The sequence below is a fragment of the Granulicella sp. dw_53 genome (genome assembly GCF_018449545.1).
Taxonomy (GTDB): Bacteria; Acidobacteriota; Terriglobia; order Terriglobales; family Acidobacteriaceae; genus Edaphobacter.
In genome coordinates this window covers 1-26,450 of sequence record NZ_JAAVUR010000028.1, presented here as the reverse complement: position 1 = coordinate 26,450, position 26,450 = coordinate 1, and the positions used below count along the sequence as shown (strand labels likewise).

General features: G+C 53.5%; 14 protein-coding genes. 5 read left to right on the top strand and 9 right to left on the bottom strand.

Going from position 1 to position 26,450, the window contains the following annotated elements; genetic code table 11:
* Positions 1-513 precede the first annotated feature (513 nt).
* The gene (locus HB393_RS24210) at positions 514-3,396 is read left to right on the top strand and encodes a UPF0182 family protein (protein WP_255551573.1); all 2,883 of its coding nucleotides are present in this window, start codon (positions 514-516) and stop codon (positions 3,394-3,396) included.
* A gap of 988 nt (positions 3,397-4,384) precedes the next feature.
* Here the strand turns inward: HB393_RS24210 and HB393_RS24200 are convergent.
* Positions 4,385-4,966, bottom strand: a complete 582-nt coding sequence (locus tag HB393_RS24200; RefSeq protein ID WP_213807798.1) for a hypothetical protein — start codon at positions 4,964-4,966, stop codon at positions 4,385-4,387.
* Between the two features lie 311 nt (positions 4,967-5,277).
* Here HB393_RS24200 and HB393_RS24195 point away from each other — a divergent pair, with 311 nt between their 5' ends.
* From HB393_RS24195 to HB393_RS24185, 3 genes are all read left to right on the top strand, one after another.
* Entirely contained in the window at positions 5,278-7,344 is a 2,067-nt protein-coding gene (locus HB393_RS24195; protein ID WP_213807797.1) for an APC family permease, read from the top strand.
* A 39-nt stretch (positions 7,345-7,383) separates the two neighbouring features.
* Positions 7,384-8,385 (top strand): cation diffusion facilitator family transporter, encoded by a 1,002-nt coding sequence (locus HB393_RS24190; protein ID WP_213807796.1) that lies wholly within the window; start codon positions 7,384-7,386, stop codon positions 8,383-8,385.
* 1,235 nt (positions 8,386-9,620) lie between these two features.
* Positions 9,621-10,445 carry an SDR family oxidoreductase gene (locus HB393_RS24185; RefSeq protein WP_213807795.1) on the top strand — a complete coding sequence of 275 codons (825 nt, stop codon included), beginning with the start codon at positions 9,621-9,623 and terminating at the stop codon, positions 10,443-10,445.
* 175 nt (positions 10,446-10,620) lie between these two features.
* Here HB393_RS24185 and HB393_RS24180 read toward each other — a convergent pair whose 3' ends face one another.
* The 5 genes from HB393_RS24180 to HB393_RS24160 form a co-directional block, all read right to left on the bottom strand.
* Positions 10,621-11,496 (bottom strand): AraC family transcriptional regulator, encoded by an 876-nt coding sequence (locus HB393_RS24180; protein WP_213807794.1) that lies wholly within the window; start codon positions 11,494-11,496, stop codon positions 10,621-10,623.
* Positions 11,497-11,694: 198 nt separating this feature from the next.
* Positions 11,695-12,339 (bottom strand): HD domain-containing protein, encoded by a 645-nt coding sequence (locus tag HB393_RS24175; protein WP_213807793.1) that lies wholly within the window; start codon positions 12,337-12,339, stop codon positions 11,695-11,697.
* 475 nt (positions 12,340-12,814) lie between these two features.
* The gene (locus tag HB393_RS24170) at positions 12,815-13,870 is read right to left on the bottom strand and encodes a methyltransferase domain-containing protein (RefSeq protein ID WP_213807792.1); all 1,056 of its coding nucleotides are present in this window, start codon (positions 13,868-13,870) and stop codon (positions 12,815-12,817) included.
* A 501-nt stretch (positions 13,871-14,371) separates the two neighbouring features.
* A complete protein-coding gene (locus tag HB393_RS24165) occupies positions 14,372-14,755 on the bottom strand; it encodes a cupin domain-containing protein (protein WP_255551571.1) in 384 nt (127 codons plus the stop codon).
* A gap of 749 nt (positions 14,756-15,504) precedes the next feature.
* Positions 15,505-16,908 carry an FAD-binding oxidoreductase gene (locus HB393_RS24160; protein WP_213807790.1) on the bottom strand — a complete coding sequence of 468 codons (1,404 nt, stop codon included), beginning with the start codon at positions 16,906-16,908 and terminating at the stop codon, positions 15,505-15,507.
* Between the two features lie 1,074 nt (positions 16,909-17,982).
* Between HB393_RS24160 and HB393_RS25725 the strand changes: the two genes are divergently transcribed.
* Positions 17,983-18,735, top strand: a complete 753-nt coding sequence (locus tag HB393_RS25725; RefSeq protein WP_213807789.1) for an AraC family transcriptional regulator — start codon at positions 17,983-17,985, stop codon at positions 18,733-18,735.
* A gap of 165 nt (positions 18,736-18,900) precedes the next feature.
* On the opposite strand, the gene HB393_RS24150 is transcribed toward HB393_RS25725, so the two are convergent.
* The 3 genes from HB393_RS24150 to HB393_RS24140 all read right to left on the bottom strand — a co-directional run bounded on the left by HB393_RS24150 (position 18,901) and on the right by HB393_RS24140 (position 25,610).
* Entirely contained in the window at positions 18,901-19,794 is an 894-nt protein-coding gene (locus HB393_RS24150) for a DUF6528 family protein (RefSeq protein ID WP_213807788.1), read from the bottom strand.
* Between the two features lie 187 nt (positions 19,795-19,981).
* The gene (locus tag HB393_RS24145; protein ID WP_213807787.1) at positions 19,982-23,452 is read right to left on the bottom strand and encodes a TonB-dependent receptor; all 3,471 of its coding nucleotides are present in this window, start codon (positions 23,450-23,452) and stop codon (positions 19,982-19,984) included.
* A gap of 49 nt (positions 23,453-23,501) precedes the next feature.
* On the bottom strand, positions 23,502-25,610 hold the full coding sequence (locus tag HB393_RS24140; RefSeq protein ID WP_213807786.1) for a hypothetical protein: 2,109 nt from the start codon (positions 25,608-25,610) through the stop codon (positions 23,502-23,504).
* Between the last annotated feature and the right edge of the window lie 840 nt (positions 25,611-26,450).

The following is a 26,450-nucleotide window of genomic DNA, read 5'->3' as shown; positions in this document are numbered from 1 at the left end:
AGCGCATTTGTATAACTCGCCCGGCGCGATCAGCAGCAATTCTGTCCGAAGCCGCGCAAAGTATGCTCACCTTGCATGTTGAAGTCTAGGTAGAAGGCCGTAAAAAAGGCATAAGGAACGTGCAGAAAAGCAGCTAAAACGGAAGCATAGGGGAGACCAATTGACATGCGGAGCGACTGTGCATTGTCGAGCATTCATTTCGCGACTAAAGAGCGACTTTAGCCGGGCGCACCTGGAAACTTGACCTGCCCCTCCACCGAAATAGTGTCTGCGCATTCAGAAAGCGACATTGACCAGCCGATCAATGCCGGCACAAGAACGGTCAGCGGACCTGGTACGCGACGAAATATAGCGAGGCCACTGATGCTGAGCCACTGGATAGGTTCTAAGGTGCAGATGAGGCCGGGGATAAGGTTCGACCATGTATGGGACCGCAGGGCCTAAGACAAGGGAACGCGGACAACTCAATTTACATTCGCAACGGATGTGATCCTTCCTTTTAAAGTATGCTTCTTGCTGTATTGTGAGCTGGCACTTGTAACAAGCCTACAATCAGAATGTTTATCCATAACGATCGAGTACGAGGGAAAATTGCCGGATTTCATAGATTCGCAGTATCGAAGTTCAACGTGGGGACGTCGCGGGATCTTTTTCCTGGCTGCTTTAGCTATTGGTGTCTTCGTCTGTGGCCGGATCGGATTGTCGTATTGGGTTGACCTTCTCTGGTTCCAATCGCTCGGATATGGCGAGGTATTCTGGAAATCGGCGGGCCTACAGGCCATAGCCTTCCTCTTATTTGCAGGGATCACGTTCCTGGTTCTGTACGGTGCGTTTTCTGCTCTTCGGCGGTTTCACGAAGCCGATCTGCCGAGGGCTCATGCGATTGTCATCGCGGGAGAGCCGATAACCCTGTCAGTCCAACCAGTTCTGAGAGTGATCTCGTTTTGTATCTCCATCGCCGTTGCGTGTGTGACCGGACTGGCGATGATGGCGGAATGGCCGACACTGGCGTTGTTCTGGTACGCACCGCACGCAACGGGTAGCGTTGCCGACCCGATCTTTGGTAAGCCGCTGAATTTCTTTCTGTTCACTTTGCCCGCGTGGCAGCTTGTCAACAACTGGCTCCTCACGCTCGCAATCGCGACCTGTGCCGTTGCGGTCTTATTCCTCTTTATCACGAGTGGTGTCCGTTCTCTTGCCAAGCGACAGATCACGTATGCACCGTCACCTTGGCGTGGACTCTCGATCATGGTCGCGTTCCTTCTTCCTGTCCTCGCGATGAACGTGTATGTCGGCCGGTTTCAACTCTTGCTGGAACATCACACGATCTTTGACGGCATTACTTACACCGACGCACACATAACGATCTATGGGCTTCTGCTCGTCTGCGCTGCCCTGTTCCTCGGTGCGGTCATCTCGGCCTACAACGCGGTTCGACATTCTCGCGGACGACTGATTGTGGCTGCAATCCTTCCTGCCGTACTTTGCTATGGCGCGCTGGGAATCGTCGGTTGGTACGTTGGAAACTTTATCGTCAAGCCCAATGAGCTCGTTCGTGAAGAACATTTCATCGCCCATAATATCGAGATGACCCGACAGGCTTACGGGCTCAATCACTTCGCACAGCGCGAGTTTCCCGCAGAGACGACGGTCGATGCAGCTGACCCGGCGAACAATCAGCCGACTCTCCAAAACATCCGGTTGTGGGACTGGCGCGCCTTGCAGGATACGCTGCGTCAGGTTCAGGAGATTCGTACCTACTATGACTTTCCTGACATCGACATCGATCGATACAAGATCGATGGTACGACTCGCCAGGTGATGCTTGCAGCCCGCGAACTCAACGTCGAAAAACTTCCAGTAAGCAGTCGCAACTGGATCAACGAAAAGCTCATCTATACCCATGGTTATGGAGTGACGATGAACCCGGTCAATGGGTTCACAGCAGAAGGACTGCCAACACTCTTATTGAGCAATATGCCCGTCCAGAGCACCTTCCAGAGTCTCACAGTAACGCGACCCCAGATCTATTTTGGCGAACTCACAGACACTGATGTGTACGTCAGGACCCGGCAGCAGGAGTTCGACTATCCGCAAGGGCAGAATAACAATCTCACCTCCTATGAAGGCAACGGCGGAATCGTGTTGGGTGGATTCCTGAGACGGGTGATGTTGGCGATCGACCGCGGCGATCTCGGAAAGTTGCCGTTCAGTGACGATGTCAATTCACAAAGTCGGCTCCTGATGCGGCGCAACATTCGCGAACGGATTGCGGTCGTAGCGCCGTTCCTTTCGTTCGACCAAGATCCGTACATGGTGGTGGGGGACGATGGACGGCTCTCGTGGATTCTGGATGCCTTTACCGTTTCGAACAACTATCCGTATTCAACCCATTACAACCTTGGAGAGAGTTCGATCAACTATATCCGAAACAGTGTCAAGGTAGTAGTGGACGCTTATACCGGGGCTACGACGCTCTACGTCTTCGACTCTGAAGACCCTATCCTCGCTTCTTATCGCCGCATCTTTCCAAGCCTATTCAAAGACGCTTCTGAGATGCCGACAGACCTGCGCAGGCATGTGCGTTACCCGGAGGGGCTCTTCAAAGTGCAATCGGAGGTCTACGGTCTCTATCACATGACAAATCCGGCAGTCTTCTTCAACCGTGAGGACCTCTGGACAGTTGCGACGGAGTCCGTGACCGACGGTAACGGCCAGCAGACAGCTCAGATAATGCAACCGAACTATGTGCTAATGAAACTACCTGGCGGGAGCAGCGAAGAGTTTGTGGAGATCCTGCCGTTCACGCCTGCTAATCGGAACAACCTGATCGGGTGGATCGCCGGCCGTTGCGATGGAGCGGACTATGGCACAGCGGTTGTCTACGACTTCCCTAAGACGAAGCTCATTGACGGTCCCCAGCAGATCGAGGCACGCATTGATCAGAATGCGCAGCTCTCAGGACAGTTGACTCTGTGGAATCAACAAGGCTCCCACGTTCTACGCGGAAGCCTGCTGGTTATTCCGTCCGGACGAGCGCTCTTGTACGCGGAGCCAATCTACCTTCAGGCTCAGCAAAGTCCTATGCCGGAGTTGCGGCTGGTCGTTCTCGCACTGCAGGACAAGCTTGCTTACGGCACTACATTTCAGGCGGCCCTGAGGTCCCTTTTTGGCGGAGAAGCTTCGTCGCTAAATGCGAGCGAGGCGGCACAACCTGTGCCCGCATCCAAGGGAACACCTCCGCCCTCGACGGATATCAACGAACTGATCTCTGAGGCTGCTAAAGATTTTGCCGACTACCAGCGTCTGACGGCCGCCGGCAAGCTTGGGGAGGCTGGGCTGAAGCTCGACGCCCTCAAAAGCGTATTGGAGAGACTTAACGCGCATAGAAAGTAGTGGCCCAGTTGGATTTGTCGACTCAGGAAGATACGGTCTAATGTCACGTATGGGACATCATCGGTGCTAGACTCATCGTTATCTCCCGGGTGCAGCTCCTCCGGTACCTAATCGCTCACGAAAAGACATCCGGACTGAGCAGTGTTCCTCGCCGCACGACGCTCAAATTCAACACAAGATCCGAATCGAAATCAGGAATGCTGTTCCTTTTTATGGCGTTTCAGGGTGTACTAGGAGGAAAGAGTTAGGATCTGGTCCACTTAGTCGGTCCACTCCCAGGGGGGCACTATTCCGGATTCACTAAACAGTAGTAGCGCAATCGGCTGGTAGACGATACTCCAATCACGTCGCAATGTTTAGTTCGTCCCTCGGTGCCTGGAGATGTGCCTTATGTCATCGCGATCTGCGCCAGATTCGTCGAAATGAGTACAACGACCTTCGAGATTATAGTTCCGAGCGAATCTGAAATGCTGAAGAGATGGCATGCCGTTCTGGATCGCAATTTGCCGCTCCTTCTGGCAGAGCTCGAGGGGTATATCGTGGACTTTTGTTACGCATCTCAATTTCGTCCTCGCGAAGGTTACCGTTATACGGTCGAAGACTCAATGAACGTGCGCCCGGATTGTAAATGCCATGGCGTCGGCAAGGCACTTCGGGGTGAGCTGATATCGCAATGCCAGGCGAGGGCATGCCACTCCATGGTTGCCTGTATTTGCGGTGTGAATGTTCCATCTGTCGCTCTCCACGCATCATTGGGATTTCAGTAGGTCGGTTCGTTGCCGGAGGCAGGACGGAAATTCGACGAATGGATGCGTCTGTTGATCATGCAGCGATCCTTACAGTCGACATGAGAATTCAACGTCAATGGCGCCTGCTTTTCGATGTAATGTTCATTGCAGAAATTGTAGATCACACTAATGCTAAAGAATATTGATTGCCCGTGCGGCGAGCAGGGCTACGGTTGTGAAGGAGATGAGTGCTTGTATCATCACCATGACCTTCGCCCAGGGGGATAAAACAGGGGTGTCTGTGGGGAGAACGCAGTACTGGTATTGAACGCCAGAAACAGGTAGTCGATAAAACCGGAACTCCAGCACTGCTCGCCCATCTTTCGTTTGGATTGTTGATCAAGAGTCATCTGCGGAAAGAGAAAAGCTCCATCGACTTGAACTCCGCGCAGTTCGCGAGCGCGTGGCCCACCAGCATCCAGACGCCAGTACCACGATGCGAAGACCAGGATGTTCGTGATCCACAAAGACGCAGCCGATATCAGAAGGTCCTTTGGCGTCTCCTTATGCGACGGAAGAGCTTGCAGGAGCAACCCCAGCGACCAGACCATATCCAGGGTCACGAGTGAAGTCAACAGATACCCTAATATCTGGTTGAGGCGGTCATTCCCACGTCGTCGCGCCAGCACCGTAGGAATGATGAGTGCTCCTACGACAACGATCAGCAGCCAGGCTGGGCCCACCGATAGAGGCTCCGGAAGTGCCAGGCGCAGCCCACCTACGGCAAGGAGAGCTACCATCGCAGGCCAACGCGGCTCCAGGTGCTCAGAACGAGTTGTCATCCGAATTTCTTCATCGAGTGAAAGTCTAAACAGGCAAGACCGATTCCACATCCGGTGCATGTGACAATGCTCAATCCATCTTATTTGAGAACAACCCACCGTTGAGGCTTGGGGGCCACTTGGTTATATGAGAGCAGCGCCACATGACGAGCTGATGTCACAGTGCCCGGTGCTGTTCGAATGTGCATAGTGGATTTGTCCCAAATGAGTCTGAGCGCTAGGTCTTTGCGACTGAACCTAAACGTTGATTCCGACTTTACGCCTTACTTATGACTTTTCCACTACCCTTACACCGGTACGGAGATTGCGGCATGGCCCTGGCTTCAAGTCCCTCCCTTCGCAGATATGTGGTCCCCGCAACGGTGATGCTTTCCTTTGTGTCGTTCTGGAGAGCTTCCGCCATCGTCCTCTGCGACCTTGGATCGTCCGCTTACTATGTCGGCGGCATCGCGGAGAAGGCGATTGGCAAGGCGGCACCGTGGTTCATCCTTGCCATCATGCTGTTCTCCTACGCTGTTCGATCGGTCTACATCGAAAGCTGCAGCATGTTCGTTCGTGGCGGGGTCTACCGCGTGGTGCGCGAGGCGATGGGAGGCACTGCGGCAAAGTTTTCCGTCTCCGCACTGATGTTCGACTATGTACTGACCGGACCGATCAGCGGAGTCAGCGCCGGTTTGTACCTGGCTGCATTGCTCAATGAATTGGGAGAACACTTTCATATCGCCTGGATGCACGTCCCCGCGCCCTGGTTCGCAGCGCTATTCGCTGCAATCGTGACCGTCTATTTCTGGTACACCAATCGTATCGGCGTTCCATTCTCCAGCACCCGCGCCCTCCGCATCATGCAAGCGACGACCGTCATGGTCGTCGTGCTCATAGCATGGTGCATTTACACCATAGCCACCAAGGGCTATCACCCGGTCCCTTTACCTGTCCCGTCAAATTTTCATTTCGATGAGACTGCGCTTGGCTGGCTCAAACACACGGCACTGCCCAGTTTCACCTTTGTCGCCGTCCTCATCGGCCTTGGCCACTCGGTCCTTGCGCTGAGCGGAGAAGAGACGTTAGCCCAGGTCAATCGTGAGATCGCGGCACCGAAGCAGAAAAACCTTGAGCGTACCGGCTTCATTGTGTTTCTCTACAGCCTGCTGTTTACCTCGCTCGTCTCTTTCTTTGCTGTCATGCTGATTCCCGATGCTGAACGGACAAAGTACCTGGACGATCTCATCGGCGGCCTCTCGATGTTCCTAGCCGGGCCCTTCGCCCTGAGACTGGCATTTCACGGTTTCGTTGTCCTGGTCGGCGTGCTGATCCTGTCCGGAGCGGTAAATACCGCGATCATCGGATCGAATGGGGTCCTTAGCCGCGTCGCCGAAGATGGAGTTCTCCCGCCCTGGTTTCGAAAAGTACACCCGAAACACGGGACAGCCCACCACATCATCAACACCATCGTCGGCCTTCAACTCTTCACGATTCTCTTGAGTCGTGGCGACGTGAACATGCTCGGCGAGGCGTATGCCTTCGGCGTGGTCTGGAGCTTCGCCATGAAAGGTCTCGCCGTGGTCGTGCTACGGTTTACCCATCCCGAGGCGAAGCGCTGGAAGTTTCCTCTCAACATCAGGTTTGGTAAATTCGAACTGCCCCTGGGATTGATCGCTACGACAGCCGTTCTGTTCATGATGGCCATCATGAACTTGTTCACCAAGAAGTCGGCAACGATCTCCGGCGGTATCTTCACTGTCGTCTTCTTCGTTATATTTACTATCTCGGAGCGAAAATACGCGAGCCAGCAGGCTGCTTCGAAGATCACCAGCAATCCGGACTCGGATGACCCCTTTCGGGAGACATCGCGTGAGCGGTTTCGACTGCAAGCTGGGGAGAACCTCTCTCTGGAATCGCTACAAGTTCGGCCCGGCTGCGCCATCGTGAGCGTGGAAAAGCCTGACGATCTTCGAGCCCTGGAGACGGTCCTCGCCAGCGATATATCGAGTACACAGGACGTTGTTGTGATTTGCATACGCAAGGGCTCAGCGGGAGATACCGAAGATGCAGCAAGCCACCTGATTCCGGAATGTCTTGTCGATGACCATGTGACAGACGTATTGAGCGAGGTGGAGTTCTCTGCGGAGAAGGCAGGAAAGCCGGTCAAGCTGTTGGTCCTCTCAGGAGACGACACCGCACGGACCTTGCTCGAAGCTGCCGTAACCTTGCGAGCGGCCGATCTGTGGCTGGGATCTTCGCGCGCTCATACCACGGAGCAGCAGGAGACTGATTTGGAAGGCTCGTGGAAGATGCTTGGAACAGACCATCGAAGCCTGAACGTCTCTTTGGTTTTTGGACACCAGGACACTCCAAAGCGGCTATGCCTAGCTACATAGTGTATCGATAAACACGAGGACAACGGGGAGTGAGGATGATTGCCGGAAGACGCTCAAAGCTCGACACGTAAGGTTCTCTACGTCGCGATTCTGGCGAACATAGCCATTCTGATAGCTAAGCTACTAGCAGCGTGGATTACCGGAAGCTCCGCTATGTTGTCAGAGGCCATCCATTCCTTGGTCGATACAGGCAATGGCGGTCTGCTACTGCTCGGAGTTAAGCTGAGCAGTCGTCCAGCCGATGAACTCCATCCCTTCGGCTACGGCAAGGAGCTGTACTTCTGGACAATGGTCGTTGCTCTCGCCGTCTTTGCTCTGGGCGGAGGCGCATCCATCTATGAAGGGGTTGCTCATATCATCCGGCCCCGAGGGCTGGAGCACATCGGCGTGACTTATGCTGTATTGGGCTGCTCGGCAATCTTCGAAGGGTATTCTCTCTATGTTGCCTTAAGGGAGTTTAGGAAGCTTAGAGGTTCAATGTCGTTGCTTGAGGCGGTTAGAAAGAGTAAAGATCCTGCCTCTTTCACCGTTCTGTTTGAGGACTCAACGGCAGTCTTAGGAGTCGGTATAGCTTTCGCAGCTACCCTGCTTGTCGAAAGATTTGGAATCAAGCTGTTTGACGGAATAGCTTCCCTCCTGATTGGAATTCTATTGATGGGGGTCGCTGTATTACTTGGTGCGAAGACTAAGACACTGCTGATCGGAGAAGGAGTCGATAGGAACACGCTACGCAGCATCCGCGACATTGCGGGAGGTGTCACCGGGGTGGAGCGCCTCGGATATCCATTTACGACGTTCTTTGGACCACACAATGTTCTTTTGACGATGACCGTGCAATTCAGGAAGGGATTTTCAAGCATTCAGGTCGAGTCGGCGGTCGATCAAATTGAAACCTTAATCCAACAGAGGTTCCCAGATGTGAGACACATCTTCCTGGAGGTAGACACCGTACGTGAGTTCCGTTCGGAGGATTCGGTCGACGGAGTAATCGCTCCGCAGAAAGCTGTCGATTCAGCCGCCGAAACGTTGGCGCAACAATGAAATTACTTTTAGTAAGCCGCTATCTCCATTTCTTGTCTTGTTGAATAACCAGGCTGCGGCTTCGCCAACGACGAAACTGCCAACCACGCGCTCCCGGTGCCTTCCCGCTACAAACAGGTCTCCGGGCCTCGCGGCGTCAGATCGTCTGGTTCATCCTTAAAGCAACGCCCTCTAAGCTTCGAGCTACAACCTGTAGAAAGACATAATAGGCAAAGACCGCGCGGCGGAAAGGAAGGTTCCCGCTCCTGAGCGGTGTACAAGAACCGTCATCAAGTACGTCACGCTGAAGAATAATCCAGCAAAGAGAACCATGCTGCAAGGAACAACAGTACGATCCACAGGGGTAGCGGCATGCCGGTGATTGGGAGCCGGCAGCGGGCGACTTCACACCGAAATAGATCAGATTGCTTGCCTCATCGCGAGAGAGGTCCGAAGGGATGAAGGTGGGTCAAAGCTGAGAAAGTAGCCCGCGATCGAGCGACTACAGTCATCAATCACGGCGGTAGGCCCGGCTGGCCCGCTGAACCGTCCTCCCGAAGCAGGAGAATGTCTAACAGCGCATGGTCGGTCTGCCAAAGCGCGTTCGGCCTAGAGGCCTCACGCCGATGAACCATTGTATAGATCGCCGAATCTACGGGTGCCTTGCTGTCCCGGATCCCGCAAAGCGCAAAGATTTCATTGAACTTGCGAAGTCAGTGAAGAGGTCTGATGCCGTCGCTGGTATCGTTGCGGGAGTGCTTCCGTGGAAGCGCGTCGCGAGCTCGATGGGTCTTTGCTCGATGTTTGTAGGGAATGCGTCGGCTCAAGCCGAGTTGATTCGCAGCTTCGGTGACGCTCTCGCGCCGAATGTGCACTGCTCAACTAAGGGACGAAATCATTGCTTCCGTCTGGAGCGCCACGCCCCAAGCTGCCTCGCAGTTATCTCCCCTCGCACTCAGATCGCGGACATCTTCGTTGCAAATGTCGCTCGCGATTTGACTAGAAACATCGGAGATTTCAGTGCAATGATTTTGTTAAAGCGGAAAATGTTGAAAAAGAAAGATCGCTAATCCTCGATTTGACTGCAGCGAGACAGTTGCCATAATCTTCGTTTTCACAACTGGCAGGCATATGCAGTTATACGAGCAGCCGGTTTATTTGGCGGGTTGAAGGCGACAAATTAACTGAGCTGTTCGGTCTTAGCGAGTACGACCGGCATATGTGAAAACATCGTTCGAAATGAAGGGAGGTAAATCATGAAAATCGTAATCATCGGCGGTACTGGACTCATAGGATCAAAGCTTGTCAACAAGCTTCGTGAGCACGGGCACGAAGCGGTAGCGGCATCACCAGATTCGGGTGTCAACTCTCTCACGGGTGAGGGACTGTCCGAAGTGCTGAAAGGTGCCTCGGTAGTCGTCGACGTATCAGAGTCTCCCTCCTGGGAGGACGCGGCAGTGCTGAACTTCTTTGAGACATCGACCCGTAACCTCCTCACCTCTGAAGCGGCCGCAGGGGTAGGACATCACGTTGCATTATCGGTTGTTGGAGCTGATCGGATGGCCGAGAGCGGTTACTTCCGGGCTAAGATTGCTCAGGAGAAACTGATCAGAGAATCTTCTATCCCCTACTCGATCGTGCGTGCGACGCAGTTCTTCGAGTTCCTCAAGGGCATCGCCGACATTTCGTACGACGGAAAACAAGTGCGACTGCCATCTGTGCTTTTCCAGCCGGTGGCTGCCGACGATGTCGCAAGTGCCGTGGGCGAGATTGCAATAGGGCGGCCGGTAAACGACATAGTCGAAGTTGGTGGGCCCGAACAGTTTCGCATCGATGATCTAGTCCGACGGCGCTTGGTCGCACTCAAAGATCCCCGCGAAGTCATCGCTGACCCAAATGCGCTTTACTCCGAGACGAAACTCAGTGAGAGAACTCTGGTTCCGGACAATAACGCACGACTCGGCGAGACCAGTCTCCAAACCTGGCTCGCTCAGCTCGCAGCACAAATTCCGAGTGCGCGTAAGCACTCAGGCGTCGTAATGATGAACAAGGAGAAAGAGGGTCAGAAAAAAGCTAGCTGATACCGCCACTACCGATATCAAGCACATCATGCGCGCCTTGAAGATCTTGAAGCATGGAGGCCGACTCGTCGCTGTCTGTGCCAACAGTCCGAAAGGACGCAGAGGACGACGATATCTTTGTCGGGGAGTCTACATAATTAGCTCAAAGTGCGCCAAATAATTGGCAAAACAACACTTAACTCTCTGATCGTGGGGCGTTCATCGAAGACCTCAACCCTGCAGAATTTGCACGAGACCCGACGTGCAAATCTCGCAACCGTTTGCCTGATTTAAGCCGGCGGTATTCTGTCGGACTTAGACCACACACCTGTCGAAATATCCGAGCAAAGTGTTGTTGCGTTTTGAAACCACAGGCTAGAGCGATATCGATCACCCGTAGATTCAACGATACGAGTAATTCTTTGGCGCACAACACTCTTTGTTGCAATACGAATTGGTGTGGACTTTCACCCATCGACTTTTTGAAGATGTGAGAAAAGTGAGTAATGCTCAGACCCGTGACCGCGGCCATATCGGCGAGGCTTATATCTTCGCTGATCCTTGATCGTACAAGGTCTATGACATTACGCCGACCGAAGTCGCTAAGTCCACCTTTGATCAGACGCCTAGCATTCTTTGAAAGAGAGTAAGTTTGTACTAAAACTGCTGCCAGTGCCACTTCAACAGATTGAAGAAATAATTCGCCACTGGGGAAACCAGATGCTCGTTCGATATTGACGGCAGTCATCAGAGCTCTGATCCGCGAATCCTTTAGTTTAGGAATCCTCTGCAGCCCTATCTCCCTATTCGCCTCACCCGCAGCCTCGCTCAGTTGGAAATCGGACAATTCGAGCCGAAGCCCCTTTATTCGATCAGGGCTTCGGACGAACCCGACAGCTTGTCGACAACATAAGGCAAGGTCGCCTGCCATATATTCAAACCGTTCCGTTGGAGCGCCGTCGATACTGAGATCCATAGCTCCAGGCCGAAGCATCATCACAACAAATTGAGATTCATGCACAACTCTGAGTGGTTTTGCAGAAAGAGATATTAAGTTGACCCTCGATGACATCTGTCTAAATCCTAACTAAGGTACGAACAACTCGGGCAATGTTTGTTAGCTAATATTACGGTCCCGAAAGAATAAGTATGCAGTGTTAAAAAAAGAAGCAGCTTTGCCGTGATCCTTACTTCTGATCGAGTGCAATTCAGCGTAAGACTTTTGCAATCTTCCTGTAAATGTTTTTTTCGATTCTTCCAACCCGAATTGCTATTCAGAATCGGGGAAGGGAGATGCAGCTATGAAGTCGCAGGCATTTGGCGCTTTATAACCAGGGATGAGACGCTCACAGATGCTGGCGTTCACGGTGCCGAAGGTTGTGCTGGGCTTGTGCGCAAAGCCAGCAAAGTACTCCTGGATGAAGTTTTCCTTGAAGTGTCTTCGCGGGTATCTGGCCACGATTTCCTCGCGCAACCCCGAAGGAAACTGATCGAATCCTCTTCCAAGCACATCGAGACCGACCCCCGAATAGAGTAGAGCTACTTCGGGGCGCATATGCTGAGTGACACCGGGAGTGGTGTGCAGAGCGATGGCCGTCCATGTAATTTCTACCTGTTCTTCAGGAACCTTATGTGCAGTGAGAAACTGGCGGGCCGTGTTTGCGCCATCGACCTCGAAGCGTTCTTCTAGGCTCGAGAATTTCTTAAGGAGACCAAAATCGTGAAATGCGGCCGCGACGTAGAGAAGTTCAGGATCGAAGCGAAGCTTTCGTTGACGGCCCTGCTCCGCTGCGAAGAAGTAGACACGAATCGAGTGATTAAAGAGTAGATCCGTAGAATGCTCGCGCAGGAGATCAGTGGCTTCTTTCGCGAGCAACGAATCGGGAATGGCGAGAGTTGAGGAGAGACTTGACATCGTTGTATCCTTTCTGCGTCCTTCGCATTCGAAGGTGTTTCTCGAATCCATTGTTTCTTTCAGCCAAACATGCGTAGAGCACTAATGTCGTAACGCCCGCAACACTTGTATGCTTCGATACTGTCGGTCGTCATGGATTTTCAGTTGAATCTGATTTCTAACACGCTGCTTGATCGACACCATAATCGCTCCGTTTTGCTATAGCTAATGAAGTACTACTCAGATCTTCCCGTCACACAGCATTAGCGCTGATGGTAGGTCCCGTCTGCGAACAGCCTGACCATAAGTTCAACTTATCTCACCTCTCTGATATCAGTGTGTCCATTCCAGTCGTTTGGATCGAATATTGCGGCGTGCGCAACTATTTCGTCCGGATGATTACCTTGCCAGGATTACCAGCAATCGAGCCACTATAAGCCAAGACATCCATATCGAGGCCGAGATAAACTAACGGTATTCATGTTACCCAAGTTTTTCACGGACGCACTTCATAGATCAGGTTGAATTCCGTTTCCGCCGCGCGACGAAAGCGGCTAAAACCACCTCGCCTGACGACGTCCTGGATGCGATTCTGGCCGGCCTGCGCACCGAGGCACATTGCTCCTTCCTGAGCACGTGAGGCTGGAGTGCAAATCATTGTCGATGCAGAATAGAAAATTCGTCCGATCGGGTTTAGATTCTGTTCGAGACGATCGTTTGCAAACGGTTCAACCACCATCCAGGTTCCATTCGGTTTCAGGCTCTTCCGAACGTGGCTGGCCGCGCCAACCGGATCGCCCATATCGTGCAAGCAATCGAAAACGGTAACGAAATCGTAGTCATAACCGGGGTAAGCACTCGCAGTTGCAACTTCGAAACGCACGCGATCGGCGACACCCGCTCGCGAAGCGGCTTCTTTGGCATAGCGGATTGAGGGCTCGTGGAAATCGAAGCCGACGAAGATCGATTTGGGATATGCCTGAGCCATGATGACGGTAGAGGAACCGTATCCGCAGCCAACGTCGGCAACGACCGCACCGGCCTGCAGCATGTCATGTACTCCATCGAGAGTTGGAATCCATTTAATTACAAGATTAGCCGCATAACCTGGACGGAAAAAGCGTTCCGTCCCATGAAAGAGAGCGACGTCATGCTGGTGCCAGCCGTACCCCTCTCCAGTTCGAAACGCCGAAATCATGGACGGAATCGCCTTGAATACGGCAACTCCAACCTCGAAGGCACCCGGAATAAACGCTGGACTGCCTTCGACAGCGAGCGCGAACGCCTGCTCCTCTGTCATGCTGAAGATGTCTGCCTCGGCATCGTACTCCACATAGCCGCTTGCCGCCTGTGCCGATAGCCATTCGCGTACATATCGCGGGTCGGTTTCCGTCTCGCGTGCCAAGTCGTCGGATGAGAGAGGCTTCTCGGCAAGTGCTTTGTATAAGCCTAACTTGTCACCAACTACGATCGTTGCAGCATGCAGCACCGCTCCTAGATCATGCACGAAGTTAATCATGAATGTATTCAGCTTTGTTTCATCGAGTCCCACAATAAAGATCCTTTGCCTGGTTATTTGGTTCGTTTGCTTATATGTGTCAACTGCGGGGAGGTAGTGCTTCGGAAGAATATGCAGCCGCACCTTCCATGAGGATTCCGTCCAAAGCGATCACTCCCAGGATGGGGTTGAATGCGAATGGAACGTGAAACAAAAATGGGTGTGGTTACGACGCCGGATATTCCAAGCGGTGCCGTTAAGAGTGTTATCGCCATGGCAGACAAGGATCGCACCTGAACAATAATCACGATGAGCATGAGCGGGAGTGTTTACCTAAGGTAACGTTTGCCTTTGCGCATTAGCGTTTACCTTTGCGAATTCTTCGGTGTTGCCACCGACCTCAAGCGTGTACCCTGGATGAAGCTTGGCCATCATTGGCGCGATAACCTTCTTGGTGGACTGCAAAGTTTTTGAATTCCTACGTATCTCCACGTAAACAATATTGCTTCAGGCAAGATACTTTACCGGAGAACTGTGTCCCACGACACCCAGAAGCTAATGAGTGGGAGTGAGAATCGGCGCTCCTGCATTCTTCATGAAAAATACGACGAACTTCGCTGGTTTGGTCTTGCTTGCATTACGGCCCACGGTGTGAACGTCTTCGGGCGATTCGTAAAAGACCTGTCCCGGACCTAACCGCTGAAGCGTACCTCCTTGAACTTGCATCTCAACTTCTCCTTCGAGAACGTATACGACCACATGTGCATCATGACGGTGAATCGCGTCGACAGCTCCCGGGGCATAATTGACAGTAATAACTTGAATCTCTTTACCCGGTTCTTCGGGTAGTTTCTTCGTCAGGAGTGTGTCCACAGTTTGGGCGTGTGCTACCGTGCCTACCAAGGTAAGAACGAATAGAGAGAGGATAAACTTCTTCATGTTATGCATGTTTTTGCCCTTTCGCGACTATCGGGTTATCCAGGAGCTAGAAGTAGGTTTACCTGCTAGCAGTGGCCTAAGTTCAACTTATCTCACCCCTCTGATTTAAGTGTGTCCAGCACTGTCGTTTGTATCGAATTGTGCCGCGGTCCGAACTATTTCGTCCGGGTGACTTGCTTGCGAGATCGCCAGCAATCGCGCCACTATGCATGGTCTGCTTTCTTCCATCGGCAGCTCGGCTTTGCCAAAAGCACCCTCTTGAGATTCCCATGATCGGCTTTGATTGCAGGTCCCACGCTTGGTAGAGCCTAACAGCTTGCTTTCCCGCAACAACCGGCTAATCGCTTTCGGGTATCCTCGCCTAATGGCTTTGCAGCCGCCTTGCGCGAGCTAGGGGCCGTATCGAACGAACTCTGTTTATTCTCACCTGGCTACAGAGCGTCGCGTTGCACCGCTGCGTCCATGCCGGCCATTCGCAGTTGTCTTTCCGTTGCAAACTATCTAATCACTGGACTGAACATCCACTCCAGCGATGTTCAGTCCCGGAGACTAGAAGACGTAATTGTTATGGAGGAACTGCATCCAGGGGTCCCTTCAGAAAAAACGGACTGGATCGATGAGTGAACGACCCCAGCGGTCCAACCGCCAGACCAGCACGACATGGCAGGCGCGAGGGGGTCTTTCACGGAGTTCACATTCGGCAGCGCCATCATTCGGTGTCCAGCTCCACCCGGTCGGCCAGCGCCTAATCAGGTGGCCGGTACCACGTTGTGGTTGAGCCGGAACATGTTGGCCGGGTCGTAGGTCTTCTTGATAGACGCCAAGCGCTCGTAGCGCTCGGGGCCGTAAATCGCCGCGACGTCGGCCGCCTCATCCGGCGCGAGGTTGTTCACGTACCGCCGGGCGCCCTGCCAGGGCTTCATGCCGTCGAGCAGATTGGCGACCGACATCTTGAGTTGCTCCTCCTCCGACAGCGGTCCGGCGGAGACGGCCAGCAGGCTGTACGGTAGGCCCCTGGTCGCTACGGCGTTGGGAACCTTCGGCTCCCGGTCCCAGGCCCCGCCCAGGGCGCGTAGCTCGGCCATCACCAGATCGGTTTCGGCGTCCGGACCGACGAGTTCGATCAGCTTGTCCTGCGCCTGCGGAGGGAACTCTCGCAGCATGATGCCCCGTTCGTAGTAGGGCACCGCGTCGGTCGGCTCGTTGTGGATGGATGCGACCTCGGCGTACGACATGTCCCCCACGGTGTCCATGATTGCAGGAGCTACCGCTCGCAGCGGCTCTATCATCCGCTCGCCGTCCGCGGTCGTGCCGTTGTAGGCGATCCGCACCGACACCAGAAACTTCCCGCGCAGAGGCTCAGCCACTTCGGGCATCGATGGCATCCGCATCACCGCGATCGACGTGACCATGGTTTCCGGGGTGCTGGGGTGCCAGGCGGTCCAGGCTCGCAAAACGTCGGCCGTCCGGTCACCGGGGAAGTAGAGGCCGCCGCCATAGAGGCGGGACACGGGGAACAGGTCGAATTCCAGAGCGGTGACCACTCCGAAGTTGCCCTTGCCGCCGCGCAGCGCCCAGAACAGGTCTGGTTCGGATTCCGCAGTGACGTGCCGCAGCTTGCCGTCCGCGGTCACCACGTCGAGCGAGCGCACGTGGTCGGCGGCGTACCCCTGGGAGCGGCCGAGGGTCGGGCTGAGACCGCCGCCCAGGGTATAACCGGAGACTCCCACGGTGGGGTTCGACCCGTTCAGCGGGGCCAGTCCGACCTCGGCTGTCTTCGCGATGACTTCCGACCACAGCACTCCAGCTCCGACCCGGACCGAGCGACAGGCCGCGTCGATCGTGATGTCGTTCATTCGATGGGTGGCGATCACGACGGCGCCGCTCGCGGAACCGACGATCTGGTGGCCGGTGGTCTTCACCAAGAGTGGCCGGTGTTGCACTGCCGCGAAAGAAACGGCGGCCTGAACATCGGCCACGCTCTCAGGCACCACGATCACCGCGGGGGTTAACTCGTGATTTAGGTTGAAGACCGCGCGTTCGTCGTCGTATCCCGCGTCGCCCGGCAGTAAAACCGAACCCGAGACCGTAGCCATGAGGGGCGCGGCATCCTCCGGCAATACCGGCGGCAGGGAAGAATCGTTGAAAGTCATGACATACTCCTATTGCAGCCAAGAGACCTCACCGGTGATAGCTCCGTAGTCTTTCGGGAACTTACGGTGCGACCTGGTCCTGCATTACCGTAATTAATCGACAATTTCATTTCGCCATCTGCACTTACTTATGAAGTACCGCTCACGTCTTCACATCACGAGTATCAGGGCTAGTAGTAGGTTTGTTTGCAAACAGTGACCTTGAGTTAAACTTATTCGCCTCTCGAATTTCACTGTGTCTATTCGTGTCGCTTGTATCTAATTTTTAGCTCTGTGACAGAAAACAATTAGCTAGTCCCATGCCCTCTCACCGAATAAGAGGGCTCCAAAACCGCTCGGGCGTGATGAACCGGACGTTCCGTGGCCTGCAAAATGCGCGCGAACTGGACGATGACGAAAGGGAACGCGTGTCATCTCTCTTGCGATTTCTCGGCGCTCGTCCCTGAAGATGTCGACGCACCTGCTGGGACGCAGCATCAATTTTCAACGGGATCTGACGGCCTTGTTCGTCAAGGGCCGCGTTATTTTTTTGCAACATCCCTCGGCCCTGCTGAACCAATCGCACGTTCCTCTCTTCGAAACTGCCACACGCCAGACGCCGTTTGCGTGTGTTTATGACCCGCATAAGGCAGGGTACCCGAGGATTCAGCCTATCGCGTTGGGTCAATTGAGCCTGTGCTAAAGCGCCCCGCCCCGCATTTACAGTCAGCGATTCGTTTGACCGTTATGCTCACAGGGACAAAGCATTTGATGTCGTTCTTTTTGCCGAGATCGCGAGCCATATAGCAACTGACGTCAATGGTTACTTTGTCATCTGTTAGCTGATTCTTTGAAAGCATGGAACTTTCTCTCCTCTTTGCTGTAGTCCGGAAAATAAAAATGTATCCCATCCTGTAAGGGCCGCATCCCTTAAACGGCCGTAATTTTAGATAGCTAACATTGCGCGAGTTCTTTGTAACTTAGTTAAAGGTTAAGCAGATGTCATCGAGGGTCGACTTAGTATCTCTTTCCACACAGCCACTCAGGCTAGTGCATGAGTCTCAATACGTTGTGATGTTGCTTCACCCTGGAGTTGTGGATCTCAAGATCGATGGTGTTCCAACGGAGCGGTTTCAATATGTGGCAGGCGACATTGCTTTAGTTCCTCGGCAAACTGTCGGGTTTGTCCAAAGCCGGGAGCAAATTGAATTTCTCCGTTTCGAATTATCTGATCTCCGCTTAAGCGAGGCTGCAGTTGAGGCGAATAGAGAGATAGGATTTCAGAGTATCCCTAAGCTGAAGGATTTGCGAATCAGAGCACTGATGACTGCCGTCAATATCGAAAGAGCATCTGGTTTCCCCAGTGGCCAATTATTTCTTCAATCTATTGAAATGGCACTGGCAGCAGTTTTAGTAAAAGCTTACGCTCTCTCGATCAAAACCAGGCGCCCAATCAAAGGTGGGCTTAGCGACGTTGGTCGGCGTAATGTCACAGACCTTGTACGCTCAAGAATCAGCGAAGATATCAGCCTCGCCGACATGGCAGCAGTCACGGGTTTGAGCATTACTCACTTTTCCCGCATCTTCAAAAAGTCGATGGGTGAAAGTCCGCACCAATTCGTATTGCGGCAGAGAGTGCAGTGTGCCAAAGAGTTGCTCATATCGCTGCATCTACGAATGCTCGATATCGCTCTGGCCTGTGGTTTCAAAACGCAACAACACTTTGCTCGGATATTTCGACAGGTGTGTGGTCTAAGTCCTACAGAATACCAGCGACTTACAATGGGCAACCGATTGCGAAATTCGGAGATTCGTATGTCAAGTCTTCTGCAAATTCAGCAGGGTTGAAGTCGGCAATGACGACCCACGATTAGAGGGCTTGCAATTTGTTATCTGCTTGCGACCCTGTGTCTGGCAGAACCATGCTTTGTAGGTCGAACTTAAACTACACCTATACATTGTTCACCAAAAACGTCTCCGTCGTTGCTTTCTATTTGAGGCTTCCTAGGCCAATTACTGATAATCGGGATTCCAAACTCTCGCTCTATAGATGGCAGCGCCGGGACGTGTCCGGATATCCGGTGGCGAGAAAAAGTCGATGATATCCGTACACCATGAATTTTGTTTGCAGGAAGTGTGAGGACTAGTCTCGATTACTTGTCCGGTCGAGCTTTGGTTGTTAATGCTCTTAATTCCGCGAATGTTCTGGTAGAGCGTGGCAGTATCGGTGGTTTTGTTATAGGTCCAGGTGGAGGAGGCTGTGGTGATCCACAGGATGTTGGTGTCACCGTACTTGGGCTCCAGGTCATGTCCTCCTCCTTTTGGGAGAATCGTAGTTGCAACCAAGGTAAGAGTAGGTGCCGCAGATGTGCCCCTTACCCGCAGCTGAACAAGCTTGTTTTGTCCAAGCGCCCAAAGGACCTGTCTCCTGGGGTCCCACAGTACGTTATGTGCATCGGGGAGATTGTAAGTCACATAGGTTGATGAAGATTCTCCCTGAGAAGCCGCGTACAGACGAACCCACCCGCCTGTCGATGCCGCTACCGCGACATTCCCGTCAGGGAGAAGCTCAATACCATGCACGTTGTCCTTTGGTCCGACATTGATCGACCACTTCTTCACCTTGGCCGGATACGACACGACTGCCAGTCGCCCATGACCGTCGAGGATAGCAACGCACTGCCCTCCCCAGACACGGTTATTCCGCAGTCTGGCGTCGTTTGGCAAGCCCCAGCCATCGAGCCCTATACCGCTGTCCGACGGCTCCCAACTCCAGATAACTGCAGACCGATTATCCGAGCCCCAATTGGTTTGCGTGTAATCCATCACCCTGATTCTGGGGTCGCCGCTGGCCTGGTCCGCTATGGCTATGTAGTCGTTAGCAAAAGCAGCTCTTTGAAGAATCAAGGATATTCCTATAAAAAGCACGAAAGGAAAATGCCGAGATCGACATAGGCTGAACATTGGGGGCCGATACTCTCTTGAAACGCTGACCATGGATTTTTCCTCGATTCCATCTACCAAAGAGCTAAATTTGACGGAGGACCTTGCGGCCCTCCGCTTTGAAGCTGCAGTCTTCCTTTGCTTACAAAGACTAAAATCGCACCCTTGTTCCGAACTGCAGATAACGCGGGTTCGATACGTTCGACGGCTTTCCAAATGTGGCACTATCGATATTGGTCTGGATACCGTAGAAGCGATGTCGATTGAATGTGTTGTTAGTTTGTGCATAAAACGACCAACGCATCTTTTCGAAGATTTGTGTCTCCTTCACGAGCGCCATATCTTCTGTGAAGGATGCGAAGTTCCGTAGGTTTCCGTATGTTGGTGCTGCGTTGCCGAAGGTGAAGTTCGCAGGCTGGCTAAACGCTGCGGGGTTAATCCTGCGGTCGGTGTCGTAGTTGAATTTTCCACCACGAAACGTGGGATCGGCGCCCGGTACCCGGTTAGGCCTGGTAAAGCGATTGAAGAAGGTCTGACTTGTATTGTTCGCCGCCAAGATGGAGAGTGGTGTACCCGATTGGTAGCGATGGACGCCAGATATCTTCCACCCGCCGAGAATTGCGTTTCCGATGCCGTGCGTTAGGAACTTCTTTCCGCTGCCGAAGGGAAAGCTATAGACATAGTTCAAGATGACAGCCTGTTTCACATCCTGTGGCAAAAGGCCATACTCCGCCCGGGGGTTATAGGAATTTTGAAGCACGTTGTTTGTCGCGCCTGAACCGTCGAGATTCGGGCTCGAATAGCCCAGGTTCTTCGACCAAGTGTATCCACCAAAGAAGGTCAGACCCCCGCCTATTCGCTGGCGATAGACAATCTGACCTGCGTGATAGATGTTCGAGCCAGCTTTCGCAGCAATTGATGTCAGATCTTGATATTGGGGATAAGGACGCAAGGCTTGCGCCACACTGCCAGTGAATCCCGGGTAGGGGAGTTTGACACCTGCCGTAACTGCTGCGGAAGAGGTTGCGGATTGAGTAAGCAGCGATCCTAGCGAGGCGTACTTCGGATCAAGTTGGTTGATATTTACCATCTGAGGATCAACAAGCCGCGTGCCGTGATTCCCGATATAGATTGCCTCTAATGAGGCGTTTGCTCCGAAGGACTTCTGTATGCTCAAAGACCATTCCTGAATGCGCGGCATTGCTCCTGTATTCGACTGGTAGTAGCTGCCCGCCTGACCATTGAGTGCGGTCGGAGTCAGAGTAGGAACGGTCGGGTAGGTCTGGGGCACACCATCTTTGAGAACAAAGGCAGGCGTCGCTCCGTTATTGGGCGATGAGAAAGTGCCCGACACAGAGTATCCAGAGCGGTTGAGAGCAAGGTTAGGCATGGTATCGGTGTAGTAGATTCCATATCCGCCACGCACCACCATCGTAGGAAGAGCTTTGAAGGCGAAGCCGAAGCGTGGGGAGATTGCTGAATAATCAGTGGCGAAGAAGGTCTGGCGGCTTGCACTGGCGAAGGCCAGGGCGCCAGGGAGATTGCCTGCGCCAGGATTGGGAAGCGAGAGATCGATTGCGCTGTGGTTATTTTGAGCTTCCCTGGGTGAGTTCTGCCACTCATAGCGAAGACCTAGATTGAAGGTAAGCCGCTCATTGAAGCGGAAGTCATCCTGAACGAAGAAGCCGCTATAACGTTTGCGCGTATAAACGATGGCGGGACCGGTGACTGTGCCTGAGAAGGCTTGCCCGAGAAGGAAGCTTGCGAATCCATTGCCACCGGAGCTATTGGTTGGATTGGCGGTGCTCAGAGAGTTGAAACCGAAGGTTCCGGCGAACTTGAAAGGATTGTGATCGTTGTACTGAAGGATGCGATACTCGCCACCGAATTTGACAAGGTGGCGACCTACGTTCCAGGTCATACGATCTTTGAAATAATATCCATTTTCAGGGACGTTGGCATTGTTGATTGAAGAGATCGGCGCGAACCCACTGGAGAAGGTCAAGGTCGGGAAGTAAGTGGAATCAGGAATGCCTTTGAGGCCGATGGCTTCCGTATAGTTCTGGTCTTGATAGAGGGGAAGATTTGCATTGGTGAATCGGTTGAAGCCAGCGGATGCGCTATTCAGAAGGTTCGGAGAGAGGGTCCAATTATGATTCAGCCTGATCGTGTGAGACGCGACGACCTGATAGCTGTTACCACCGATAGGCTTAGGCAAGGGAGAACCTATCGTCGTACGAGGAATACTTGTTCGAATATAGACTGCACCCAGTGCTTGCCGGGAAGAGATCATGTGGTCGATCTTACCGGTGTAGGTATCTGGAATGAGGATGCTCGCGCCGGTGTAGGCACCATAGTTATTGCCGTTGCCCGGTAGATTCGGCAATGGGATATAGGCGAGCACCTTCTGTGCCATAGGATCGAAGCGTGAAGGATCGATCTTATTTCCTGCGAATTGTTTTCTGGTGTAAGTGGTACCTGTAGGTGTGGTAGTTGCAGGATCGTAGATGTTCGTGGTGCCGAAGTCTCCACCTCGTTGCGCTACCGTCGGAACGAGGACAGTAGTAAAGCTGGCGGCTCCGCCGTACAGGCGGGATCCACCGTACGCGAAGAAGAAGAAGGTCTTATCGCGGCCGTCGTAGAGATGAGGGATTCGAATAGGACCACCAATGGTGGCGCCAAATTCATTCTGTTTTTTCGAGAGCTTCTGCACGGTATTAGTATGCTTTGCCAGCCAGTTCGTAGCGTCCAAAGCACTATTGCGAATGTATTCGTAGGCCGATCCGTGGAAATTATTCGTTCCCGATTTGACGGAAAAGCTTCCAACGGCCGCGCCGGTATGGCCGTATTCTGCACTGAGGAGCGTCGTCGTCATCTTGAACTCGGCGATTGCATCGACCGATGGAGCGCTCTCCGTGTAGTTCCCTGGAACGCGAGATTGGCCACCGGGTAAACCCTCAAGTAGGAGCTCGGTGGAGTACATCTGACCCCCGTTAGCAAGAATCACATTGGTCGCGCCAACGTACTCCGATCCATTGACCGCGATATTTCCTTGCACCCCGGGAGTGAGGTACACAAAGCTCGCGGGATTTCGCATGCGATCCTGCTGAACGAGCGGCAGATCGTCGAACTGTTGCGAGGTTACAAAGCTCTCGAATTCCGGACTGTTCGGTTGGAGTAAGTTGGCTGCTCCATTCACCGATATCGTCTCGCTGGTCTTGCCGACGGAGAGCATGAGATCGAGGCGGGTCGTTGTATCCACACTGAGCGTGATCCCGCTGCGCTGCAGTGCCTCAAAGCCAGGCTTTTCGGCGCGCACGGTGTAGTGGCCTAGTTGGAGAGAGGAAACATCGTAGCCGCCAGAGGAGTTGGTATTGCTTTCGCGGTGGATGCCGGTGTCGATGTTGCGAACTGAGATGTTGGCATCCGACACCGCCAGTCCAGCCGAGTCGGTGACCGCGCCGGTGAGGCGAGCCATCTGCGCCTGCATTTGCTGCGGTAGAAGGAAGCAGCCTATAGCTAGTAAAAACAGGCCAATCACAAGCTTGGTGGCGGAGTTTTGCGAGACGCTGAGGAAAGATTGCAACGCTTTTGGGAGATGGGCACACTTCGAGTAAGACATGTTTGACTCCGTCATGACTGGGTGATTTTGTTTTAGTGTTGGTGCAGAATCACTGAAGGCTTTGCAATAAATCTCTGGCCTGTAGAACTTTTTCCTGCGAGCGCACTACGGTCTTCTCGTTTGCGGTCGCCGGATCGACTGAAGTATCTCCGGTAGCCAATATGTTGGGCGGATCGTGCGTGGCCAACAGTTGTGTCATCAGATCGTTGAGTTCACGTACTCGAAGTTCAAGCTCCCGTGTTCCGGCGGTTGTATTCAACCTTGGTAAAGGAGAGAGCGAAGGTGTCGCTAGGATGCCAGGAAACTGCTGCATCTTCTGACTGAGACTTGTTAGAAGTTCGGATAACGCGCGTTCATGATCGACGGCCATTGAACGAATCGTTGGGTTGTTGAATTCTCCGTATCGTGCGGCTAACCGCTGCAAAGCATTTGCATGCCACATGGCCTGATCGGCGAGATGAAGTGTCTGGGCTGCAAAAGCGGAGCGAGCGCTGTCGTCGGAGAAGCGCTCTCTCAGCCAGTCCTGCAGGAGCGGCGGAGTCGTCTCGTGAGCGCTCCCCGTCCCGGCATCGGAGATGTTGATCGTAGGTCGCACAACCAACTGTCGTGAAGGGAAGGGTTGATCCGGCGAGAGCAGATGAACATCCAGGTGCGGAATTCCGAACAGCTGGCTTTGAAGGTCCTTCTCACGCTCCGTCGAACTGACAACACCAATCACGTGAATGAGATTCCTAGCTCGTTCAATGTGAATGTCTTCGCCCATATCCGCATTGGCCTGGTGGAGGCGCATGCGTGCAGCGGTCTCGGTCTCGTCCAACTCCACGGATGAGACGAGCGAGGGAACACGGGAACCGGTGTTCGTAGCTCCTTCAACGACAGAGGTTTCGTCTGCGAGAGCCAGGGGAGTCTCTGTCCAGGGCAGGACCTCCGTCGTGATCTCGCGGAAGCTGAAGTGGCTTCCCAGCAAGTCTATTGTTTCGCCCGTGGGCCGATAGCTTACTGCGTCGAGCGTCAAGGTCGCAGACTTCGCATGAAGCTCGACGGTTGTGTCCAGTTTCTTCACATCGATGGCGGAGGAAGAGACGAGTGCGCGATAGCTCTCGACGGACGGAACAAACTGCCAGGCTGTGGACTCCGACAGGAGTTGACGGCGATCTGTCGTCGCGATGGTTTCTCCACCTTCGTTGTAAAAACGACTGAGAGTTCGATGTTTTCCGTGTGACGATCCCTCCCAAACCTCAACGCGGCCGTGGAGTTTCCTCGGATGAGAGTCCACGCTGAGGGTTTGATAAAAGTCAAACGAGCGATGCATCACATTGTCTCTGCCGTTGACGGTATCCTGCTGCCACTGCTCCGCCCTTTGTAAGACCTCTTCCGCCTTGAGGCGGGTCCCGCCTATCTGGGTAAACATCAGTACAGCAATAAGAAGTGCGGAGATCCAGGAGGCTAGAGGCATTGGTTGCAGCCAGAAGAATGGCTGAAGGCAGCGCCTCCACAGCGGTATCGCAATTGCATCGATAGAGCCGAAGAGCGCCATGGCCTGCGGGTTGTCAGCCCTGCTGAGCTGCAACCTGGCGAGGCCCAACTCGGCAGGCCATGATGTCCTTGCTAAGGAAGGATCGGAGTAGAGAACCTCGATGGACGGGCCCGAGCCGGTGAATGTCACGTTGATTCGCAGCACTCGATCATGGCTCAGGCTGCAGACATCCGAGATCTCGAAGGGACCGATCGGAGGAGCTTCGAGCACGCTGAGTAGCATCATTCGAATGCCCTGCTCACTGAAGACTTCAATGAATTCGAGCTGGACGTTGGGATGAACCAGTGTCTGAAGCCGGTTGTCCTCTGTCGTAACGTCGCGCCACGCGAGCAAGCGTCCGTTGACCGCGACACAGAGCTGGAGCGGCCTATGCTCGTACGTCTCACGGACGCGCTGTCGACTGACGGCGAGCCTCAGCTTTCTGTTCTTGCCTTGCTTGGTCGGGATTTCGATCGGCCCGCGACCGTCGGCGTTGTCGGAACCGATCTCGTCGAGAAGACGCGTCGCGCCGGGGCGAAGATGATGAAGCTTGGTCGCCTTTTCCAGGCAGTCCCGACAACCGACGAGGTGTGCCAACTCCTGTGTTGAATATTGAATCTGTCCGTTCTCTTGCCGTGCCAAAGGGATACAGGCTCCCGAACTGCTGTCGAATATCCAACGGCGTAACTCCACGATTAAGTCATCGCCGGAAATCGCACCCCGATGCTGATGGATTACTTTGCACAGTTCCGGATGTTGCTTTGAGAAGCGCAGCATCTCGGCGGAATTTGTTAGAAACGACTTCGCATCTGCACGGGCTGTTCGAAGTCTTTGGCGAAGTGCAGGGTGGCTAAGATGCGAGACTGCCACGATCTCATCTGGAAAGTAACCATGAAAGAAGCGCAATAGGAGGAGACTCGCACCTTTCACGCTCTCCTTTCGCCAGCATAAGTAGGCGCAGAGCCACTGTAACTCGTTCTGAGTTGATAGCTGATCGGAAGTTACAACCTCACGCAACCCCAGCATGGCAGAGTCATATTCTGCGATGGATAGCTCCTGCATGGGCGAGCGACTTGCCTTACGCATCTTTGCAAGGTAAAGATGCCGCAGAGAGGTGAAGAGGTAGCCGTCGAGATTTTGTACTTCGTCGAGACTCTTGTTTCGTAGGCTGAATTGCACGTAAGCGTCATGAACGAGATCTTCGGCTTGGACGCGATCTCCTTGGGTCAGTTGAAGCGCCCAGCCCGTTAATTCCTCATAGCGCGTGGCAAAGATATGCTCTACGCCCGAAGTTCGGGGAGATTGATCGAATCTACGAAAGATTTGTAGGTGGGCTGACATTCGTGGTCTACCTATATAGAGGCCGCTTGCTAGAGCGATGTGACGGATAATTTGTGAAGACTTGGTGAATACATGAAAAATGAGTCATCTCATATCTTCAGGGGAGAGTTTTGGCCACATTTCCGAGCCTGAATGTGCGAA

Excerpts from the sequence above, each read along its gene's own strand:
- HB393_RS24185 (WP_213807795.1), top strand. The coding sequence starts at position 9,621 with ATGAAAATCGTAATCATCGGCGGTACTGGACTCATAGGATCAAAGCTT.
- HB393_RS24175 (WP_213807793.1), bottom strand. The coding sequence starts at position 12,339 with ATGTCAAGTCTCTCCTCAACTCTCGCCATTCCCGATTCGTTGCTCGCG.
- HB393_RS24195 (WP_213807797.1), top strand. The coding sequence starts at position 5,278 with ATGGCCCTGGCTTCAAGTCCCTCCCTTCGCAGATATGTGGTCCCCGCA.
- HB393_RS24200 (WP_213807798.1), bottom strand. The coding sequence starts at position 4,966 with ATGACAACTCGTTCTGAGCACCTGGAGCCGCGTTGGCCTGCGATGGTA.
- HB393_RS24165 (WP_255551571.1), bottom strand. The coding sequence starts at position 14,755 with ATGAAGAAGTTTATCCTCTCTCTATTCGTTCTTACCTTGGTAGGCACG.
- HB393_RS24180 (WP_213807794.1), bottom strand. The coding sequence starts at position 11,496 with ATGTCATCGAGGGTCAACTTAATATCTCTTTCTGCAAAACCACTCAGA.
- HB393_RS24160 (WP_213807790.1), bottom strand. The coding sequence starts at position 16,908 with ATGACTTTCAACGATTCTTCCCTGCCGCCGGTATTGCCGGAGGATGCC.
- HB393_RS24145 (WP_213807787.1), bottom strand. The coding sequence starts at position 23,452 with ATGTCTTACTCGAAGTGTGCCCATCTCCCAAAAGCGTTGCAATCTTTC.